Here is a 17,460-nt window from a genome sequence, read left to right as displayed (position 1 = left end):
ATCGAGTTTGCCTGCGATACGCGAACGCATCCGGCCGCTGATTAATCTCTGATTACCCGCCGCCCGGAGATAGAACAAGGAGTTCAGTGATGAAATGGAACTGGATGGCCGCTTCAGGAGCCGCGCTAGCTGTGGCGTTGTTCGCTCTGCCGATTGCAAATGCGCAGTCGGTGTCGGGTGTTGAGGGCGCACGCGCGAAGGCTCGGACTGGAGAACGACTGAACCCCCGTCAACGCGATTTTATGCGCCACTACGGCGGCCCATCGCGGCACATCGTCGGGCCCGAGGGCAATCGGCGCATGAATCGCGTGGGCCAGTAAAACGGCTATTGCGGACCATACAATTCGAAACCGCAGCGCATTGCGACGCGAAAGCAGGCGGCGGAGTTACATCCGTCGCCTGATGACTTGGGGGCTTCGGCAAATGAGCCGAAGTTCCCTGTTCTGACCTCGCCGTGGTCCAGACGATACGCGTACACATTTCTGATTGTAGCGGCTGAGTCTGAGGCGGGGATTATTCTGCTGCCTGAATGGCTTCATGCTCAATCGTCGCGAATCCCTTCCGCCGGGTGTGTCTTTCCGCCGCCCGGTGGGTTGGAACAGGCGCGCGTGCATGGCGTTGGCACCCTATGCAGGCAAGGACGTCTGTTTAACCCGTGAGTTTGAGAGAGACGATTGGGAGACCGATGATGAAAAGGAATTGGACGGCTGCGGCGGGAGCCGCGTTGATCGTGGCGTTCGTCGCGCCAATGGCGCAGGCGGATTCGATCGCTGGTGTGGAAGGCGCGCGCGCCAAGGAGCGCCAGGGCCGATATCTCAACCGCCAGGATCGCGAACATCTTCGCCGGTATGGCGGAAACGACGATTCGTGGCGCGGCTATCGCGGAGACGATTACGGCTATTATGACCGCGGTCCGGGCGTCCGCATCTACGTCGGTCCGGGTGGCTATTACGGACCCGACTACTGATCGAAGTTGATGGCAGCGGGAGTGATCAAGCAGCGGACTTCGGTTCGCTGCTTTTCTTTTTGAGTTTTTTTGTTGGCGCCATCCGACTCCGCTTTGCGGAGCCGGCCGGATGGCGCCGGGCTATTCTCCTTCGTCGAGCCGGCCGCCCCGCGCGTTTGATGTTGCGAAGGGAGAAGCAGCACGCGTGCGCCAACGGCCGCACGCGCATACGCACACGGCGGCCGGCTCGCCTGAGGGGAGTCGCTGTGTGCAAACAAAAAAGGAAGCGGAGCGCGAGAAGCGCCAAAAGCGTTATGCAGGACTACGCCTTCTTGACGAATTCGGACTTGAGACTCATGGGGCCGATGCCCTCGATCTTGCAGTCGATGTCGTGATCGCTGTCGACAAGGCGGATGTTCTTCACCTTGGTGCCCATTTTCACGACCTTGCTTGAGCCCTTCAGCTTCAGATCCTTGATGACGATGATCGTATCGCCGTCTTGCAATGTGTTGCCCGCCGAGTCGCGGTAGACCTTCGCGTCCTCGTCATCGCGCGCGGAGGTCGATTGGGGATCCCACTCGTGCGCGCACTCCGGGCAGACGCAGAGGTTGCGGTCCTCGTAGGTGAATTCGGAGGAGCATTTTGGGCAGGGTGGCAGCGTGCTCATGAGGTTCCTTTATTTGATTGCGCCCGGCGACTCTTCTGCAGGGAGCCGGCCGGAAGCCCGGAGGCGTGGCGCGCCCGGATGTTGGTTCTTTCGTGCATAATTGCGGAGAATGAGGCAACAGGTGCGCGGCGTACCGGCGAAGCGACAAACGCGCACGGCGGCTGGCTCCCCGGAGGGGACCGAAGGATGACGCAACAGGTGTGCGCAACCGGCCGGCTCGCGGAACGCGAGTCGGTTGCGCCAATCAAAAAAGCACGAAGCGGACGGGTTCCGCGGCGTAGGGTCTTCGCAATTTTAGTCTCGGAACCGGTCCGCTCCGTGACAGCCTGAGAACAGGGTTCCGGCAGGTCACTTAATGAAGCGGGATGTTCCGCACACGGGTTTCTCACCCCGTGCGGACCTGCCTTCCGCCTTGTCCGCATCGCGCGCGTGACGCGAGCGGGTGAGGCTGCCCCACCCGAGCGCCGCGCGACGCCTCGCGCGATGCCCTTGCCGGATGGGTGAGGGGATTATGCTGCGTGTGCGGAGGGCGGGGATAAGATTTTTTATTCCCATCCGCGGCGGATATCGGTCCGGCGACATTCCGGACAGCTCACGGCATAAGTCGGTCGCTGCTCTCGAGCGGCCCTTCTTTTTTCTTCATCCGTCAGGGTCTCAGTTTCAAACCGACGGCCACAATTATTGCAACGAAAGCGGATTGTGCTAGGCATAAGTAATTCCCGTTTTTTCCAATAATTCATCCCATAATTCAGCAGCCGCCTGTTCTGGAGTGAGCCTCGCCGTATCGCTTCCGCGCAGCATGCCGTTCATGCCGTTCCGCTCCAAAAATAACTCGTACTCATCGGCCGCTATTTCAAACCAGCCGTGCGCGGAGTTGCGATCTGCTCTCTCTGCGAAAGAATAGACAATGTCCCCAAACGATAAGCGTCGCCCATTTGAATAAACTGTGATGTGAGCTACGCCATGGTTTCGTGCACGATTGACGACAGTGCATGTGAAGCCGTCGTCTCCAATTAAAGCGAAGTGGGACTTTATGTTCTCGACTTCGGCGACTTCTTTGGTGGCATCAGCAAAATACTTGAGCAACGTTGAAAACGCTCGCCGTCGGAATTCCAGTTTGTCTACTTCGTCAAAATCACGTTTTACTCTGTATTTTGATGCTCGCTCTGCCTTTTGCGAAGGCGAACTTCGAGGTTCGTTGCGCGGAGCTGTTGTCAGCTCATGAACGACGTCGCGAAGTTGGGTGACGACATCCAGCCAAGCGTTGTTTTCGTTCCTCCAATCGGCGATGGGTTTGCCGTCCCTTGGTAAGGCTTTAAGTTTTTTAAGTGGAGATGCTTTCCACTCACAGGCCTGGATGATGACCGGAACAACGCGCATAGTGCCACGATCATGTCGCTCCAATGCTCGCGTCATCTCATTTTCGTAGCAGTAAGTAGATGCGAGGAAGTCGGGGCTAACCAGCGGAATGAAGAGTTCGCATTCGTCCAGATGTTTGGAAATTTCTGAATCGATATCACCCCCGGCCAGAATCTTCTGGTCAAACCACTCTAAAATCAGGCCGTCGCGTTTTAGCATCGCGAGATGCTTGTTGAATCGCTCCAAGGCATGCTCATCAAAGTGGGAATATGATATGAAAATCTTTTGTCCCTTAGACATATTACCCCGTTTGTCGAGTTGAAGATCTAATGATGGGTCTTGGCATTCAAGCGTGCTTTGCCAGATGCCAGCGATCATGTTTCTTATCGAGTAAGTGTCTCACGCAGTGAAATTCGCGCAGATAGGCTCTAAAGGTGATAATGTTTAGGTTTCGGTGCTCTTCACAAACTGCTTGGTGCAGTTCGGCTGTGGTGAGGCCATCTGATAGAGTGTCCCTGAGAGCCTCGCGGACGCTGTACCAGACGGTGTACTTTTTTTGGTTTTTTCTCGTCGATCGCCCGAGTGGCAATTGACTTTCTTCATTCAACCTAAATTGCTGTTCCTCGAGTAGTCGAAGACGATTTTCCAAGTTCGCTGCTGTGGTCATCGCCACTGCGAGTCGCCTTCTTGTGGAGGCAATTTGCATCTCGATTTTGAGAGCTTGGTTGACGCGTTCTCGTTTCATGAAAGCGAGTTTGCAGGACGATTAGATAATGGCAAAATCGCTCAGACAGCAAAAAGCGCGGCAACGCCCACAAAATAATTCAATGATTACAGGCCCAAATAAGCACCCCAATTGACAAAAAAACGAATCTTCATATCGTCGCTCAAGCGAAGAGAGCGGCGATATGAATGTGTACTGATGAATTCCGTTTCGAGCTTTCGCCCAAAAAAATTTACGGGAACTGTGGATAAGTGTCGACTTTTCTACTCTGCCGCCTGCTTCTTACTTTTCTTGCGGATTCTGACTCCGCTCCGTGAAGCTACTCCGCTAACTGCCTAGCCACCGCGTCGCGGTCGATGAGGGAGCGGACTTCGCTGATCCGGCCGTCGCGCAGTTTGTAGAATACGTGCTCGGAGAATGAGATCTTCTTGCCGTTGGGCTTGAGGCCTAGGCGAGACCCCCCCCCGGCGCTGCGCGCCACCCTCCCCGCAAGGGGGAGGGAAATTTAGTCCGCGGCTGCTTTCCTTGTGGTGGGCTTCGGCTTCCTCGCCAGTACCGGCTTGAGATACTGTCCCGTGTAGCTTTCCTTGGTCTTGGCGACGTCTTCGGGCGTGCCTGCGGCGACGATGGTGCCGCCTTCAATAGGGCCGCCCATCCTTCCGCGTGAAGATCCACTTGCCGTCGGGGCCGAGCGAGGCCTTGAGGTCGTCGTTGGGATAGCTGCCCTCGTCGCCAGGTGTGCGGTCACCGATCTCGAGATAGACGACGTCGCTCTCGGTCCGGTTGACGAGATGATGGGCGATGCCTGCCGCGGGGAAGCCCGCGCATATGCCCGGCGCGAGTTCGATCTCACCCTGGTCGGTGACGAGCGTCGGTCTGCCTTCGAGAATATAGACGAACTCGTCCTGCTTGCTGTGGCGATGCAGAAGCGCGGACTCGCCGCCCGGGAGAAGCGTCGTCAGGTTCACGCCGAAGTTCTTGAGGCCGAAGATGTCGCCGAGCGGCCGCTTCTCGCGCTTTCCCATGCGGCTGAAGAAGGGCTCGGGATAGTTCGACGGCTTGGTGCGGAGAGGAGCGGCATCGGCTGCGATTGCGAGAGGCGGCTTTGCCTTGCTGTCGGCCATATCTACTCCGCCGCCTGCTTCTTGTTTGCGGGCTTCGGCTTCCGCGCCAGCACCGGCTTCAGGTACTGTCCCGTATAGCTTTCCTTGACCTTGGCGACGTCTTCGGGCGTTCCGGCCGCGACGATGGTGCCGCCGCCGTCGCCGCCTTCGGGGCCGAGGTCGATGACCCAGTCGGCGGTCTTGATGACTTCGAGGTTGTGCTCGATCACGACGACGGTGTTGCCCGCGTCCGCCAGTTCGTGCAGCACCTCGAGAAGCTTGGCGACGTCGTGGAAGTGAAGGCCCGTCGTCGGCTCGTCGAGAATGTACAGCGTGCGTCCCGTTGCTCTGCGCGAGAGTTCCTTCGACAGCTTGATGCGCTGCGCTTCGCCGCCCGATAGCGTCGTCGCCTGTTGGCCGATGTGGATGTAACCGAGGCCCACGCGCGCGAGCGTTTCGAGCTTGTCGCGTATCGACGGCACGGCCTTGAAGAACTCGGCGCCTTCCTCGACGGTCATGTCGAGCACGTCGGCGATGGACTTCTCCTTGAAGGTGACGGCGAGCGTCTCGCGATTGTAGCGCTTGCCCTTGCATTCCTCGCACGTGACGTAGACGTCGGGCAGGAAGTGCATCTCGATCTTGATGACGCCGTCGCCCTGGCAGACTTCGCAGCGTCCGCCTTTCACGTTGAACGAGAAGCGGCCCGGCTCGTAGCCGCGCGTTTTCGCTTCGGGGAGGCCTGCGAACCATTCGCGGATCGGCGTGAAGGCGCCGGTGTAGGTCGCGGGGTTCGAGCGCGGCGTGCGTCCGATCGGCGACTGGTCGATGTCGATGATCTTGTCGAAGTGCTCGATGCCGGTGATCTTGTCGTGCTCGCCGGGGTGCTCCTTGGCGTTGTTGAGCTTCCTCGCGACGGCCTTGAAGAGCGTGTCGATCAGGAGCGTCGATTTTCCGCCGCCCGAGACGCCGGTGATGCAGGTGAAGAGGCCGACGGGGATCGAGGCCGAGACGTTCTTCAGGTTGTTCTCGCGCGCGCCGACGACGGTGAGCGATTTCGATTTGTCGGGGGCGCGGCGCGTTTTCGGGATCGGCACGTAGCGGACGCCCGAGAGGTATTCGCCGGTGAGGCTCGCCGGGTTGTCCATGATGTCTTGCGGGGTGCCTTGAGCGACGACGCGGCCGCCGTGGATGCCGGCGCCGGGGCCGACGTCGACGACGTAATCGGCGTGCATGATCGCGTCCTCGTCGTGCTCGACGACGATGACGGTGTTGCCGATGTCGCGCAGGTGCTTCAGCGTGTCGAGCAGGCGGTCGTTGTCGCGTTGATGCAGGCCGATCGACGGCTCGTCGAGGACGTAGAGGACGCCTGTCAGGCCGGAGCCGATTTGCGAGGCGAGACGAATGCGCTGGCTTTCGCCGCCCGACAGCGTGCCGGACGCGCGCGACATCGTGAGGTAGGTCAGGCCGACGTCGTTCAGGAATTTCAGGCGGTCGCGGATTTCCTTCAGGATGCGCGTCGCGATTTCGGACTGCTGCTTCGTGAAGGTCTTGGGGATTTCCGCGAACCAGTCGTTGGCGTTCTTGATCGAGAGATCGCAGACCTCGCCGATATGCTTGCCGCCGACTTTCACGGCGAGTGCCTGCGGTTTCAGTCGATAGCCGCCGCAGCCTTCGCACGGGTGCGCCGCCTGATAGCGCGAGAGCTCTTCGCGGACCCAGTCGCTATCCGTTTCCTTGAAGCGGCGGGCGATGTTGCCAATGACGCCTTCGAACGGCTTCTCGGTTGAGTAGTTGCGGCTGCCGTCCCAGTAGGTGAAGACGATGTCTTCGTCGCCGGAGCCGAAGAGGATCGCGAGCTGCACGTGCTTCGGCAGGCGCTCCCACGGCGTCTTCATCGAAATCTTGTAGTGCTTGGCAAGGCTTTCGAGCGTCTGCTCGTAATAGGGAGACGAGACGCCGGTTTTCGCCCATGGATAGATCGCGCCCTTTTCGAGGGAGAGCGATCCATCGGGCACGACGAGGTCCGGCTCGAAGCGAAGCTCGGAGCCGAGGCCGTCGCATACGGGGCAGGCGCCCGCGGGCGCGTTGAACGAGAAGAGCCGTGGCTCGATTTCGTCGATCGTGAAGCCGGAAACGGGGCAGGCGAAGCGGGAAGAAAAGAGAATGCGCTCGTGCGTATCGTTCTTCGATTTGTTCGCGCCCTCGGTCTCTGCTTTCGACAAAGGCTTGTCGACGTATTCCGCAATCGCGAGGCCGTCCGATAATTTCAGCGACTGCTCGAAGGAGTCCGCGAGGCGAACGCCTAAGTCTTTCTTCACGACGATGCGGTCGACGACGACGTCGATATCGTGCTTGTACTTCTTGTCGAGCTTCGGGGCGTCGCCGATGTCGTAGACGGTGCCGTTGATCTTGAGGCGCTGGTAGCCCTTCTTCTGCCACTCGGCGATTTCCTTTTTGTATTCGCCTTTGCGGCCGCGCACGACTGGCGCGAGGATGAGAAGGCGCGTGCCTTCTGGCAGCTCGAGCACGCGATCGACCATCTGCGCGACGGTCTGGCTCTCGATGGGGAGACCGGTCGCGGGGGAATAGGGAACGCCGACGCGGGCGAACAGCAGGCGGAGGTAGTCGTAGATCTCCGTCACCGTGCCGACGGTCGAGCGGGGATTTTTTGAGGTCGTCTTCTGCTCGATGGAGATCGCGGGCGACAGGCCGTCGATGTGATCGACGTCCGGCTTCTGCATCATCTCGAGGAATTGGCGGGCGTAAGCCGAGAGGCTTTCGACATAACGGCGTTGTCCCTCGGCGTAGATTGTGTCGAAGGCGAGGGAGGATTTGCCCGAGCCCGAAAGGCCCGTGAACACGACAAGCGCGTCGCGCGGGATTTCGAGATCGACGTTTTTCAAGTTGTGTTCACGCGCGCCACGCACGTGGATGGTCTTCATCAATTCGGACCCGGCGCGGGGGGCGGGCTTTTTCGCAGGTGATTTCATGAGGTAAGGTCTACCCGAGGGGGACTGGGGCGGCAATGCGACCGGAGCAAGCGCTCACAGATGATGCGCGAGCGTCGGGATTTCAAGGCTTTAGCTCGCTTTCTGAGGTGCCGGAGGGCGCGATCTGCAACCTTGCCAGCCTCGTGGGGCGGCCCGGCCCGGTTTCATTTCAAACGCCCTCCGCGCGCTTCTGTTCACGGGTCTGTCAGCAAGCCGTCAGCATTCAGCCTTGACGCCATCATATGGCTCGCCGAAACCAGTCAAGCGTCGCTACCGGGAGGGAACACAATGAGCGAAGCTCCATCTCTGCTGAATTTTGCGCACCCCGCGCATCCGGTGAATCGGACCGTTTCGGTCGTCAAGCTGCTGGTGCTTGCGGTTTCCGTTGCGGCCGCCGTTCCGACGGCGCGCAATCTCTATTTCTCCTGGAAGAACGACGTGCCGTTCAACCAGGTCGATCATCGTTTGGCGCAGGCGGAGCTGCTCGAGAAGAATTTCGACTGCAAGATCGAATACCGGTCGCTCTCGACGCAAGGCAATGCGCGCGTCGATGTCGGCTCTTGCTCGAAGACCGGCGACATTTCGATCCGCGTTCGCAGTCCCGACGGGCAAGTCAACTACGAGTGGATCGCGTTTTCCCAGCTGCCGAAGCCGGCTTCCAAAGCAGGCGGTTTCGCGAGCCTTCTGATTTCGAGCGCGCTCGCCGATGAGGTGCAGGCGCTGGGCGACAAGCCATTCGACGTCGCGCAGGACGCAGCCGTACTTTGCCAGGGCAAGGCGGGCGACAACATCGTGCGTGTGGTTCAGTCGGGCGGGCAGTGCGTGAAGGAGACGGTTTCGATCTTCCGCGGCTCGGTTGAAAAGAGCGAGCCCGTGCCTTGCGACAAGGCGTGTCCGATCAGGTGAGGCAAAACGCAGGTTCCGCAACTGTAGTTGCAGCATGCGCAACTAGGAAAGCGAATTCTAGCGACGCGGCTTTCGACCGCCTGAAATAAGCATCGAAACGCGCCAATGCCGGAAGCGTTTCGATGATCTTTTCGGCAAGATCGTCAACGGGACTTTCGGCGTTCAATACCGTGTGCCTATGGGCATACCAGGGGTTCCATTTCTTCCGCGTAGCGACAATCGCTTTCCATTCCAGCGCGTTTTTCCCGAAAGCGTTGTCGGCCCTGGAAAGGATGCGTCCTCGCGTCGTGGCTTCGGATGCTTCAAGCACAAAAATCTTCTCGAAGCGCGGCAGGTACGTTTCTACGTTGCCGCTAATCCCGCAGATGAATCTCGGCTTCGATGAGCGAAGCCATCGTTCCATTATCTCCTCATTCCAAAAAGTCGCGTGCTCGCTGAAATCGAAGGGGCGCTCCGGCATTGGGATGGCCTTCTTTGTTTTCAGGCATCTCCACTGCATAAGGGTATAATCGATGTCGGCGTCGATCGCGCGGAATCCGCGCCGGGACAACTCGGCGGCGAGCGTCGATTTACCTGTTCCGCTGTGGCCCGTGATTAGGAATAGAGGCATGGCTTTCAGGTTTGCTCCTAAGTTTCGTCTTGGGTCAAGACGGCCGCCGAGTTCTGTGCACCGCCGTTTGAGGTCGCGCAGGACGCCGCCGTGCTTTGCCAGGGCAAGGCGGGTGACGACATCGTGCGCGTGGTTCAGTCGGGCCGGCAATGCGTGAAGGAAACGGTTTCGATCTTCCGCGGCTCGGTCGAGAAGAGCGAGCCCGTTCGCTGTGAGCGGACAGCAATTGCGAATGCGCTGCACGTTGGCTGGATCCCGGCCTTCGCCGGGATGACGGTTGAAGGAGATTAGCGAGTCGTCCTTGGGCTTGTCCGATTGTTCACATCACCATTCGTCTTTTTGCGGCAAGCCGTCGGTGATGTCGTAGTAGTCGGATTTAGAGGCGACGTAGATGTGCCCGATAATTCTAAGGCCCGTCGGTTTATCGATCGTGCCGGCGGTAATGTAGATGTCGGGGCTGCCGGTCTGCTTCCAAAAAAGATTGCTGCCGCAGCGCGAGCAGAAGCCGCGGTTCACGTTTTCCGATGATTGAAACCAGCGCAACGTTTCGTCTGACAACATGGTGACGTTGGCGGCGGCGGTACTCGTCATGGTCGCGAAGTTGCCGCTCGTTCTGGCGCATTGCGAGCAGTGACATGCCAGAATGGGATTGAGAGGTCCGTTAATTTCGTAACGTACGCTCTGGCAAAGGCAGCCGCCCGTCTTTTGTACCGTCATAACTATCGTCTTTCGTTGCTGATTTTCGATCGCTTGCGTAGCTCGGCTCTTAGCAGACGAAATGGAGATGGGCGATAATGTGATCGATTTCGTCTTTGTAACGGGTTGACGACAGCTGTTTTGAGGCACACATTTCTATTGTGACGATACCGCTCTCGTTGACGGTTCCGGTAAATGCGTCTCGGTCGATGGGCCGATGAGCTGCGGATTGGAAAGCGAGCCACGTCCGTTCATGAGCGTGTAAGTGAGCTGGCATGGGAGGCGGTAGGCGTGACGGAGCAACCGAGTTAAGGAGATGAGATGACTCCGCCGGGTTATCATCGGGACCTCGGGACTTGTTCGCGAGGTCAGCAGCTTAAATGAGCGCTCTCGAGAACTGGCCGCGCTCAATCAGCTGTCCCCACCAACAATTTGAATTTTTTATGAGGGTGGCGACCTAGCCGGTCCCACAGCCTCAATCAAAGTCCGGTTTTAATCTGGGCTATCCATCGAAGGTCAGAACCCCGCGCGCGATCCGAGGATCCGGCGGGGTTCGTTTTTTTTGCGCATGTTTGTTGGCGCTTGCGACTCCGCTGTCGCGGAGCCGGCCGCAAGCGCAGGACGTTTTCCCCCGCGCTGGCCGCCACGCGCGGAGGTTCCCGCGAGCCGGCAGCAATGCGCGGTGGGACTGCGCGGTGGGACAGCGATCACGAGACCGCAAAGCGCTCCGAATTTTCCTGAACAAATTTAGGAAGCTGGGCGAGGTCTACAGGCGTTGTCGTTTCGGACAACCGCCGCTCGAAGGCCTCTCGATACTTGAAGTCTTCTCGGTCGGCGCGATCCATGTGGGAATATGCGAGAATTTTGTCGCGATACCTCGTCCAATCACCGATGGACGTCATGTGCCAACCACTATCCGAAATGACGCAAAGCCGAATAGCCATCCCGCGTAGTATGTAGTTCTGATATCTCGTGTAGAAACGGCCGATAAAAGTATTACCCAAGTGCTTGGCCGCGACCACCTTTGTCAATCGAAGGTGTTGGGCGCCTGGAAAATCCGAGAATTCAATCATTCTTGGGCCTTTTTCCCAAATGCTGCCGGTGAGGCGCCGGTTGACGGAACCGGTGTAGATCGGCATCTCGAAAATTGTCAGTTCGCGGGGGCGTCTCTTTGCGATGGCTTCGCGTAGCTTCGCCGCCGATATGATCTCATCGACGTCTCCAACAATAATCAGGTCTTCGGGCGATGCGTCCTTCAGGCCTTGCGAAATCTGTTCCCGTTGAAAATGTTCCCGGGCCCAGATTGCATCGCGCGGGCCAGTGGTGAGACGGGATTGCAGATTGCAGTCGGGGAAGTCTACGCGGACGTAGATGATCTTATCGGCGTAGCGGCTGAAGGCAGATTTGTTTTCTGCGAAATAGAGAGGCTTCGGATTGCCTTGAAAGGTCCAGTTGGCTTCGACGAGGACGAAACGATCAACAACTTCGTAAAGCTCGTGGAGTCTGATTTCGAGAATATCGAGTTCATTATAGAAGGTGAAACAGTCGTAGATCATTCCTGCATTCCCCCCGGAATATTACTCATTGCGAATATAACGGGGGTAGCATCGCTTTCGTGTACGGATCAATATTTTTCGGCGTACACATCCTATTCGGCTGGGCAGAAGTCACGGGAGGGCGGCTTCCAAGCGGGCGCCCTCAGCCGACAAACCGACCGGTGACGATCGGTTCGAGGTGCATCAATCTTTGTGATTGGTGATCGCGGCGAACGTCGGGTCGTTCTGGCAGCGGCGCTCGTGCATCAGAAAATCATAGTAGCCGCAGCGGCCGGGGCCGGGGTAATCGCGGCAGGCTGTCGGGCGCGCCTTATAGATCGTGCAGCAGCGCTTCTTGGTGTCGAAGAACTGGCAGATGCGGCCGTAGATCTTATCGCCCTTGCGGCGCATCAGATATTTGTGGCCGTGGCCTTCGCGCGTGAAGCGCCGCTTCGCCGTTTCGTATTTCAGTGTGAAATGCTTGGCGAGGCGTTCGACGTCGCGCTTGTTGAGCGCGATAACCGGGTACGAACAGCAATATCCCGGACAGTTGAGGCAATTGAAGTGAGCCATTTGCGGCGTGGTGCTCCGAGTGCGCGCGCTCGCGCTATTATCTACAACGGCCTAGACGATGCTGCTCGTCAGTCAAGACGACATTCGTGGTGACGCAACAACAATTTGGAGACGGAGGAGCAGTGGTGTTTTGCGGTCCCACCGTCAGGCTGCGCTCGAACGGACTTGCGGAGGGCGGGCGATTGCATGTATAGAACAATTAGAGAACGGCTATCCGCCGAGGCGCAAGCTCGGCCTGCTGCGCCAAGGTCGTGGACAAAGGTCAAATGGTTGGAGAAGGCTGGCGGACGAGGCTTTAGGTTGGCCGCAGCGATTCCGTTCGATCGAGCGGTTTGTTGATGCAACTCAATTGGTGCTAGCGTGTGAAACCTCCGCCGGCATCGCGGTCTGGCGGCCATCGCATCTTGCGATCAGGTGGCCATCGCAATTCATGTAAGGAGACGAGCGAATGGCAGGGTCGGTCAATAAGGTCATTCTGGTTGGCAATGTCGGCAAGGACCCTGAGATCCGCCGCACGCAGGACGGGCGTCCGATCGCCAACTTGAGCGTCGCGACGAGCGATACGTGGCGCGACAAGGCGACGGGCGAGCGCAAGGAAAAGACCGAGTGGCACCGCGTCGTCGTCTTCAGCGAGCCGCTTTGCAAGGTCATCGAGCAGTACGTGAAGAAGGGCGCGAAGGTCTACATCGAAGGCGCGCTGCAGACGCGCAAGTGGACCGATCAGAGCGGCGCCGAGAAGTATTCGACTGAAGTTGTCATTCAGGGCTTCAACGGCACGCTGACCATGCTTGATGGCGCGGGCGGCGGACGCGGGGCGTCGGTCGGGATGCAAGAGAGCGGCGCCGATTACGGTTCTTCGGATGGCGGCTTCGGAAGTTCTTCGAGTTCAAGCGAGCCGCGTCGCGTCGCCAAGACCGGTGGTCCGAAGGGCGGCTTCGACAAGGCCATCGACGACGAGATTCCTTTTTGATTGCTCGTGGCGACACGCGTTCCGCGAGCCGGCCGCCACGAGCGGGAAATGGTTCGGGGAGCCGGCCGCCAAGTGCGGAAGTCTGATTGCTCGTGGCGACGCTTTGTTGGTTTGCGCATGGCGACTCCGCTACGCGGAGCTGGCCGCCATGCGCGGCCTTGAGGCAACGCCAGAATTCTAATTGGGCTCGGCGACTCCGCTACGCGGAGCTGGCCGCCATGCGCGGCCTTGCTGCGACATCAGTTTTCAGTTGGCGCCGGCGATTGGCTGGCGAACTCTCGTTGAAGAGCCGTTACGTCACGCGGGTGTGTTTTGAATTGGCGCGCGTGTGGGTCTCTAATCGGCTGGCCATTTAATTCCCCGCGGCGCGGGCCGCGACGGGCGAATGTTTCGGCTAGAGGGACGGTCGTTGGCGGAATCGCAAGCGTTCTGCGTATCAGTGGGCGGCGCTGCCAACGACTTGGATCTGAGACGCGTTCTTGCTGGCCGCAAACGTCTGCTCGGACTGCACTTCAATGAAGAGATTATGCACGTCCGGGTAGCGTGATTTGATCGCCTTCTGCAGTCGAGCCGTCACATCCTCGACAGTCCGGGCGCTCACCCAATCATCGAAATCGACGCTCGCCGTCACCAGGATGTCCTGGGGGCCGAGGTGCATCGTGCGAATCTCGTTTATTTTGCGGATCGGTTTGTCGGCGCCCGTTTCTGCTTCGATGATTTTGCGTATTCCGGTTTGAACGGGGTGCGACGCCGCTTCGCCGACGATCAGCGAGCGAATTTCGCTCGACATGAAGATCGCGACAAACGCCAGGACGCAGCCGATCAGGATCGAGGCGACGCCGTCAGCCCAATCATAGCCGCCGAGATGGGCCGCCATGGTCCCGAGAAGCGCAATCGTCAAGCCGACCATCGCCGCCAAGTCTTCGAGCACGATTGCGAAGAGCGTCGGGTCCTTCGAGGCGCGGAGCGCTGTGATGAATCCCTGCCCGGACGATTGGCGTCTTCTGTTGAATTCACCGACCGCCTTCACGGTTGAATAGCCTTCGAGCGTCATGGCGACGAGCAGCACCACGTACAGCACGAATACGTGCTGCAGCGGCTGCGGATGAAGGACTTTTTCGATGCCTTCGTAGATCGCGACGCCTGCACCAAGAGAGAAGAGCACCATCGCGACGATGAAGCTCCAGAAGTAGATTTCCTTGCCGTGTCCGAACGGATGCTGGGCATCGGGCGGCAGGTTCCCGCGGCTGATGCCGAGAAGGAGCAGCAGCTGGTTCGAGGTATCGACGAGAGAGTGGATCGCTTCAGAGAGCATCGCTGAGGACTGGGTCCAAAACGCAGCGAGGAATTTTGCGACCGCGATTCCGAGGTTGCACGCGAAGGCGACGAAAATAACGCTTTTAGAACCGCCCGTTTCCACTCTTTTCCTGTCCCCCGCCTCCGCGGCTTTCATGCACGAAGCGCCGCGAAGGTATGTTGATGTTAGCCGATCATTTTACGATCGGGCGATGGGAATGATCGGCACTTATTCGGTGACGACTTCTTCCTCGTCCTCAGGGATGCGCTCGACGGACACGACTTTTTCGTCGGCGTCGGTTTTGAAGATGCGAACGCCCTGCGTGTTGCGTCCGGCGATGCGGATGTCGTGCACCGGGCAACGGATCAGCTGACCGCCGTCGGTGACGAGCATGATCTGATCGTTTCCGCCGATCGGGAACGACGCGAGTAGGCGCCCATTGCGATCGTTGACAACCATCGCGACGATGCCTTTGCCGCCGCGTCCCGATGTGCGGAACTCGAAGGATGACGAGCGTTTGCCGAAGCCTCTGCTCGAGACCGTCAACACGAACTGCTCGGCCGATTGCATCTCGGTGAAGCGCTCGGGGCTGAGGGTTACGGCGTCGGCGTTCACTTCCTCCGCGTCGGCATCCGGCACGGTCTCGGCGTCTTCGGCCTCGTCGGAACGGCGCAGCGCGCTCGCTTGCTTCAGATACGCGGCCCGCTCTTCCGCCGTCGCGTCGAAGTGGTTGAGGATCGCCATTGAGATCACTTCGTCGCCGTCTGCGAGCCTGACGCCGCGGACGCCGGTCGAGTCGCGTCCCTTGAAGAGACGGATCTCGTCGCCGATGAGGAAGCGGATGCACTGGCCTTCCGCGCTCGTCAGCAAGACATCCTGGTCGGGCTTGGCGATTGCGACCTGTACGATGCGGTCGCCCTCGTCGAGCTTCATTGCGATCTTGCCGTTCCGATTGATGCTCTCGAAATCGGTGAGCGCGTTACGGCGCACGTTGCCCGAGAGGGTTGCGAAGATCAGCTCGAGATCGGCCCAGGTGGAGGAATCTTCCGGCAGCGGCAGGATCGAGGTGATGACTTCGCCTTCCGCAAGCGGCAGCAGGTTGACCAGTGCCTTGCCCGGTGACTGCGGAGAAGCCGGTGGCAAGCGCCAGACCTTCATGCGGTAGCACATGCCGCGCGATGAGAAGAACAGTACGGGCGTGTGCGTGGACGTTACGAAGAGCTGCGTGACGAAATCCTCCTCACGCGTCGACATGCCGGAACGTCCCTTGCCGCCGCGCTTCTGGGCGCGATAGGCAGCAAGCGGCACGCGCTTGATGTAGCCCTTATGGCTGACGGTGACGACGCAGTCTTCGCGCTGGATCAGATCTTCGTCCTCGACGTCGCCGTCGAAGTCCATGATCTCGGTTTTGCGCGGTGTCGCGAATTCGTCCCTGATCGATGTGAGCTCGCCCTTGACGATTTCGACGACGCGGGCGCGCGATGCGAGGATTTCCAGGTAGTCCCTGATCTCGGTCGCGATCTTGTTCAATTCATCGGCGATCTCGTCGCGGCCGAGAGCGGTGAGGCGTGCAAGGCGCAATTCGAGGATGGCCTTCGCCTGCTCTTCCGACAGGCGGTACGAGCCTTCGGACGAAACGGTATGACGCGGATCGGCGATGAGCAGGATCAGCGAAGTCATGTCCTTCGCGGGCCAATCGCGAGCCATCAACTGCTCTTTCGCCTCGGCGGGAGACGCCGAGTAACGGATGAGCCGGATGACTTCGTCGATGTTGGCGACGGCGATCGCCAAGCCGACGAGGACGTGGGCGCGATCGCGTGCCTTGTTTAGCAGGTGCTTCACGCGCCGCGTCACGACTTCCTGACGGAAGTGGGTGAATGCGGTGATGAAATCCTTGAGGTTCAGGCTTTCGGGACGGCCGCCGTTGATCGCCAGCATGTTGGCGCCGAACGTCGTCTGAAGGTCCGAGTACTTATAGAGGTTGTTCAAGACGACGTCGGCGACGGCATCGCGCTTCAGTTCGATGACGATGCGGATGCCTTCGCGGTTCGATTCATCCCAAAGGTCGGAGATGCCCTCGATCTTCTTGTCGCGCACCAGGTCGGCGATCTTCTCGATCAGCGTTCGTTTGTTAACCTGATAGGGAATTTCGGTGACGATGAGAGCTTCGCGATCCTTGCGAATATTCTCGGTCGTAACGCGGGCCCGCATGATGATCGAGCCGCGGCCCTTGTGATAGGCCGAGAGAATGCCACCGCGGCCGAGGATGATGCCGGCGGTCGGGAAGTCCGGCCCCTGAATGATCTGGGCAAGCTCGTCGATCGTGATCTCGGGATTTTCGAGTTCGGCGATGCAGGCATCGATGACTTCGCCCAAGTTATGCGGCGGGATGTTCGTCGCCATGCCGACGGCGATGCCGCCCGCGCCATTGACGAGCAGGTTTGGAAATTTCGCGGGGAGTACCGAGGGCTCTTTCAGCTGGCCGTCGTAGTTGTCCTTGAAATCGACCGTATCGTTATCGAGGTCGTCCAGGAGGTAAGTCGCGACTTTGGCGAGACGGGATTCGGTATAGCGTTCGGCTGCGGGCGGATCGCCGTCGATGGAGCCGAAGTTGCCCTGTCCATCGACGAGGGGAACGCGGACCGAGAAGTCCTGCGCGAGGCGGACGAGCGCGTCATAGATCGCAAGGTTGCCGTGCGGATGGTATTTGCCCATCACCTCGCCGACGATACGCGCCGACTTGACGTATTTCTTGTTCCAGTCGAGCCCAAGCTCGTTCATTGCGAAGAGGATGCGGCGGTGCACAGGCTTTAGGCCGTCGCGCACGTCGGGCAGCGCACGGCTGATGATGACGCTCATCGCGTAGTCGAGATACGAGCGTTTCATCTCGTCCGATATCAAGATCGGACGGATGTCGCTCGGCTCGCGGCCAGCCGGTTGGTCGTCGTCGCTTCTGTCGGTCAAAGTGAGATCTTTCTAGGATAAAATTGGGCGGGCGAGATGCGCCGGAAGCCGGTGCAAAAACAGTGATTGCACTATAGCAGAATTGAATTGCGAAAGCCACTCGCGCGGCGTCGTGCCACG

At 59.1% G+C, this 17,460-nt stretch carries 17 protein-coding genes; 4 read left to right on the top strand and 13 right to left on the bottom strand.

All coding sequences use genetic code 11. The features are described from left to right. The first annotated feature begins 685 nt into the window (after window positions 1-685). Entirely contained in the window at window positions 686-967 is a 282-nt protein-coding gene (locus G359_RS14470; RefSeq protein ID WP_245280043.1) for a hypothetical protein, read from the top strand. A 301-nt stretch (window positions 968-1,268) separates the two neighbouring features. Here G359_RS14470 and G359_RS14460 read toward each other — a convergent pair whose 3' ends face one another. The 7 genes from G359_RS14460 to uvrA all read right to left on the bottom strand — a co-directional run bounded on the left by G359_RS14460 (window position 1,269) and on the right by uvrA (window position 7,789). Continuing rightward, a complete protein-coding gene (locus G359_RS14460) occupies window positions 1,269-1,613 on the bottom strand; it encodes a zinc ribbon domain-containing protein YjdM (RefSeq protein ID WP_045836698.1) in 345 nt (114 codons plus the stop codon). A gap of 702 nt (window positions 1,614-2,315) precedes the next feature. Continuing rightward, on the bottom strand, window positions 2,316-3,350 hold the full coding sequence (locus G359_RS14455; protein ID WP_052699396.1) for a toll/interleukin-1 receptor domain-containing protein: 1,035 nt from the start codon (window positions 3,348-3,350) through the stop codon (window positions 2,316-2,318). Then, complete coding sequence (locus G359_RS14450; protein ID WP_045836697.1) at window positions 3,319-3,717, bottom strand: hypothetical protein; 399 nt, start codon at window positions 3,715-3,717, stop codon at window positions 3,319-3,321. The genes G359_RS14455 and G359_RS14450 overlap by 32 nt, the downstream gene beginning before the upstream one ends. Before the next feature lie 298 nt (window positions 3,718-4,015). Then, on the bottom strand, window positions 4,016-4,177 hold the full coding sequence (locus G359_RS20120; protein WP_245280042.1) for an ester cyclase: 162 nt from the start codon (window positions 4,175-4,177) through the stop codon (window positions 4,016-4,018). A gap of 24 nt (window positions 4,178-4,201) precedes the next feature. After that, complete coding sequence (locus tag G359_RS20570; RefSeq protein WP_156150788.1) at window positions 4,202-4,351, bottom strand: hypothetical protein; 150 nt, start codon at window positions 4,349-4,351, stop codon at window positions 4,202-4,204. Next, window positions 4,335-4,820 carry a cupin domain-containing protein gene (locus G359_RS14440; RefSeq protein WP_045836696.1) on the bottom strand — a complete coding sequence of 162 codons (486 nt, stop codon included), beginning with the start codon at window positions 4,818-4,820 and terminating at the stop codon, window positions 4,335-4,337. The genes G359_RS20570 and G359_RS14440 overlap by 17 nt, the downstream gene beginning before the upstream one ends. Window positions 4,821-4,822: 2 nt before the next feature. Beyond that, complete coding sequence (gene uvrA, locus G359_RS14435; protein WP_045836695.1) at window positions 4,823-7,789, bottom strand: excinuclease ABC subunit UvrA; 2,967 nt, start codon at window positions 7,787-7,789, stop codon at window positions 4,823-4,825. Between the two features lie 288 nt (window positions 7,790-8,077). Here uvrA and G359_RS14430 point away from each other — a divergent pair, with 288 nt between their 5' ends. Then, window positions 8,078-8,695 (top strand): hypothetical protein, encoded by a 618-nt coding sequence (locus G359_RS14430; RefSeq protein ID WP_045836694.1) that lies wholly within the window; start codon window positions 8,078-8,080, stop codon window positions 8,693-8,695. Here the strand turns inward: G359_RS14430 and G359_RS14425 are convergent. After that, window positions 8,688-9,098 (bottom strand): hypothetical protein, encoded by a 411-nt coding sequence (locus tag G359_RS14425; protein WP_156150786.1) that lies wholly within the window; start codon window positions 9,096-9,098, stop codon window positions 8,688-8,690. The genes G359_RS14430 and G359_RS14425 overlap by 8 nt on opposite strands. 297 nt (window positions 9,099-9,395) lie before the next feature. Between G359_RS14425 and G359_RS14420 the strand changes: the two genes are divergently transcribed. Beyond that, complete coding sequence (locus G359_RS14420; RefSeq protein ID WP_045836692.1) at window positions 9,396-9,596, top strand: hypothetical protein; 201 nt, start codon at window positions 9,396-9,398, stop codon at window positions 9,594-9,596. A 33-nt stretch (window positions 9,597-9,629) separates the two neighbouring features. Here the strand turns inward: G359_RS14420 and G359_RS14415 are convergent, their stop codons facing one another. From G359_RS14415 to G359_RS14405, 3 genes are all read right to left on the bottom strand, one after another. Then, complete coding sequence (locus G359_RS14415; protein ID WP_045836691.1) at window positions 9,630-10,022, bottom strand: GFA family protein; 393 nt, start codon at window positions 10,020-10,022, stop codon at window positions 9,630-9,632. 686 nt (window positions 10,023-10,708) lie between these two features. Further along, window positions 10,709-11,557: a glycosyltransferase family 17 protein gene (locus G359_RS19755; RefSeq protein WP_052699395.1), complete on the bottom strand. Its 849-nt coding sequence runs from the start codon at window positions 11,555-11,557 to the stop codon at window positions 10,709-10,711. A gap of 183 nt (window positions 11,558-11,740) precedes the next feature. Then, complete coding sequence (locus tag G359_RS14405) at window positions 11,741-12,109, bottom strand: YkgJ family cysteine cluster protein (protein ID WP_045836690.1); 369 nt, start codon at window positions 12,107-12,109, stop codon at window positions 11,741-11,743. A gap of 448 nt (window positions 12,110-12,557) precedes the next feature. Between G359_RS14405 and G359_RS14400 the strand changes: the two genes are divergently transcribed. Continuing rightward, window positions 12,558-13,079 (top strand): single-stranded DNA-binding protein, encoded by a 522-nt coding sequence (locus G359_RS14400; RefSeq protein WP_045836689.1) that lies wholly within the window; start codon window positions 12,558-12,560, stop codon window positions 13,077-13,079. Between the two features lie 436 nt (window positions 13,080-13,515). On the opposite strand, the gene G359_RS14395 is transcribed toward G359_RS14400, so the two are convergent. Both G359_RS14395 and gyrA read right to left on the bottom strand, forming a co-directional pair. Continuing rightward, window positions 13,516-14,532, bottom strand: coding sequence for a cation diffusion facilitator family transporter (locus tag G359_RS14395; RefSeq protein WP_045836688.1), 1,017 nt, complete (start codon window positions 14,530-14,532; stop codon window positions 13,516-13,518). Window positions 14,533-14,604: 72 nt separating this feature from the next. Further along, a complete protein-coding gene (gene gyrA, locus G359_RS14390) occupies window positions 14,605-17,340 on the bottom strand; it encodes a DNA gyrase subunit A (protein WP_045836687.1) in 2,736 nt (911 codons plus the stop codon). Between the last annotated feature and the right edge of the window lie 120 nt (window positions 17,341-17,460).

This window comes from Hyphomicrobium sp. 99, from assembly GCF_000384335.2.
In the GTDB taxonomy this organism is placed as follows: Bacteria; Pseudomonadota; Alphaproteobacteria; order Rhizobiales; family Hyphomicrobiaceae; genus Hyphomicrobium_B.
This window is presented reverse-complemented; position numbering and strand designations above follow the sequence as displayed.

Coding starts and splice junctions, on each gene's coding strand:
- G359_RS14470 (WP_245280043.1), top strand. CDS start 686: ATGATGAAAAGGAATTGGACGGCTGCGGCGGGAGCCGCGTTGATCGTG.
- G359_RS14460 (WP_045836698.1), bottom strand. CDS start 1,613: ATGAGCACGCTGCCACCCTGCCCAAAATGCTCCTCCGAATTCACCTAC.
- G359_RS14455 (WP_052699396.1), bottom strand. CDS start 3,350: ATGATCGCTGGCATCTGGCAAAGCACGCTTGAATGCCAAGACCCATCA.
- G359_RS14450 (WP_045836697.1), bottom strand. CDS start 3,717: ATGAAACGAGAACGCGTCAACCAAGCTCTCAAAATCGAGATGCAAATT.
- G359_RS20570 (WP_156150788.1), bottom strand. CDS start 4,351: ATGGGCGGCCCTATTGAAGGCGGCACCATCGTCGCCGCAGGCACGCCC.
- G359_RS14440 (WP_045836696.1), bottom strand. CDS start 4,820: ATGGCCGACAGCAAGGCAAAGCCGCCTCTCGCAATCGCAGCCGATGCC.
- uvrA (WP_045836695.1), bottom strand. CDS start 7,789: ATGAAATCACCTGCGAAAAAGCCCGCCCCCCGCGCCGGGTCCGAATTG.
- G359_RS14430 (WP_045836694.1), top strand. CDS start 8,078: ATGAGCGAAGCTCCATCTCTGCTGAATTTTGCGCACCCCGCGCATCCG.
- G359_RS14425 (WP_156150786.1), bottom strand. CDS start 9,098: ATGGAACGATGGCTTCGCTCATCGAAGCCGAGATTCATCTGCGGGATT.
- G359_RS14415 (WP_045836691.1), bottom strand. CDS start 10,022: ATGACGGTACAAAAGACGGGCGGCTGCCTTTGCCAGAGCGTACGTTAC.
- G359_RS19755 (WP_052699395.1), bottom strand. CDS start 11,557: ATGATCTACGACTGTTTCACCTTCTATAATGAACTCGATATTCTCGAA.
- G359_RS14405 (WP_045836690.1), bottom strand. CDS start 12,109: ATGGCTCACTTCAATTGCCTCAACTGTCCGGGATATTGCTGTTCGTAC.
- G359_RS14400 (WP_045836689.1), top strand. CDS start 12,558: ATGGCAGGGTCGGTCAATAAGGTCATTCTGGTTGGCAATGTCGGCAAG.
- G359_RS14395 (WP_045836688.1), bottom strand. CDS start 14,532: ATGAAAGCCGCGGAGGCGGGGGACAGGAAAAGAGTGGAAACGGGCGGT.